Here is a 1,719-nt window from a genome sequence, read left to right on the forward strand (position 1 = left end):
TGGCCCGCCTCGCCGGCGTCTGGGCCGAGCCTTCGGGGGCGGCGGGCTTCGCCGGCCTGGTGCAGGCCCGCGCGCAGGGGCTGATCGGGCCGCACGACAAGGTCGTGGCGCTGGTCACCGGGCACGGGCTGAAGGATCCGCTGGCGGGCGTCTCCTAGCCCGGGTCAGGACCACCCCCAAGATCACCGCGACGATCGACAGCGCGACCCCGAAAACGACGGGCCACGGCGCGCCGCGGGTTCTCCGCCCAAACGGCAGGTCGAAGCGGGAATTGGGCTGGAAATACGCCTCCTGACGCCGGTAGTCGAGGATGGTGTTGAACCGCGCCAGCACCTCCAGGCACAGCACGCCGCCGGGCGGCGCCTGATTGCCGGCTGCGGGCAGTTCCAGGTGGACAGGCACGTCCGGCAGGGAAAAACCGGCGATCACGAGTTCCGGCACCAGCACGACCTCGTTGCGGATCACCCCGCTGCCCACGCCGCGGGAGGTGCTCTTCCCGAGCACCCGCATCGCGCCGTGGAGACCGTGGGCCGCCGAGAACGCCTGGTTGACGATCATGGTCCCCGTACCGGCGGTGTCGAGGATGAACAACCCGCCCTCCCTCTTCTCCCCGGCGACCAGCACGACCTCCACCGCCGTGAGCGGACCCACGTACGGCATCGCGGTCCTCGCATATCCGGCCGACTTCGCGGGCAACTCGTCGTGGACGATCATGATCATGCGGTCGTAATCGAGTTCGACCACCTTGCCCAGGAAAAGCGGCCAGCCGACGATCCCGTCGGCCCGGTCGGCCTGCCTCTCCACCGCGATGAGCGGTTCGTGGTCCCACCGCAGACCCGCGATGTCGAGCCGGTTATCGCTGGCGGTCCGCCGTTCCGTCGAGCCGCCTGTCCCGGCGTTGATCGTCGTGCCGTCGAGCCGCAGTTCGGCTCCCTTGTCCAGCGCGGACGGGTACAGGGCACCGCACTCCGCCCCGGTGTCGAAGATGAGGTTCAGCGGCCCGGAACCGTTGATCGTGCCGACGACGTTCAGTTTGCCCTTCTTGATCGAGATCGGGATGGTGTCGGGGCCGGCCGTGCGCGGGCCGAGCCGGCCGTAAGTCTGCATCATCGTCGAGATGCGCGTGCGGCAGGAGTCCCGGCCCCCGAGCAGGACCGTGAAATCGTAGGTGCGGCCGGGCTGGACGTCGAAGGACAACGAGTCGACGTCCGTGATGAACGTCACGTGCTTCGCGGCGGTCGTCCGCAGCGCGGCGTAGACGTCGAGCGCGACCGCGGGGTCGACGACCCAGACGCCTTCCTGGAATCGATCGCCGTCGCGGACGTCCACAGCAGCGGAATTCGCCAGGAGAACCGGCGGCTCCGCCCCGGCGGCGATGGCCGCATTCGCCAGGCACAACGCCAGCATCCCGACGAAGAGACCATCCGCACATCGGCGGAGAGGTTGCCTGCGGGATCGACCGGCGACGCTTCGCCATCGCATCGGAACACCTCGTCGGGGGGGAGAGTAAATGACGACGCGCCCGGCGGGAGCAGCGGCTTCCACCGGGCGCGTCCATGCTGGCACAGCCCTCCGATGCGGGCAACCCCGATCGTCAGTCCGCCGCCATGTCGGTCTTCCACACTTCCCACACCTTGCCGACGAGATCCGGACCCGGCTTGAGGGTCATGCGCCCGGGCTTCCAGCCCGACGGCGTCGCCTCCGTGCCCTTGCTGGCCC

2 protein-coding genes are annotated in these 1,719 nt (G+C 69.5%); both read right to left on the reverse strand.

The window, feature by feature from the left end:
* Positions 1-114 precede the first annotated feature (114 nt).
* On the reverse strand, positions 115-1,545 hold the full coding sequence (locus tag Q7W29_13540) for a retropepsin-like aspartic protease (protein ID MDO9172844.1): 1,431 nt from the start codon (positions 1,543-1,545) through the stop codon (positions 115-117).
* Positions 1,546-1,594: 49 nt separating this feature from the next.
* Positions 1,595-1,719 (reverse strand): peroxiredoxin (locus tag Q7W29_13545; protein MDO9172845.1); only part of this gene is annotated, 125 nt, incomplete at its 5' end.

This window comes from bacterium (assembly GCA_030654305.1).
Taxonomy (GTDB): domain Bacteria; phylum Krumholzibacteriota; class Krumholzibacteriia; order LZORAL124-64-63; family LZORAL124-64-63; genus PNOJ01.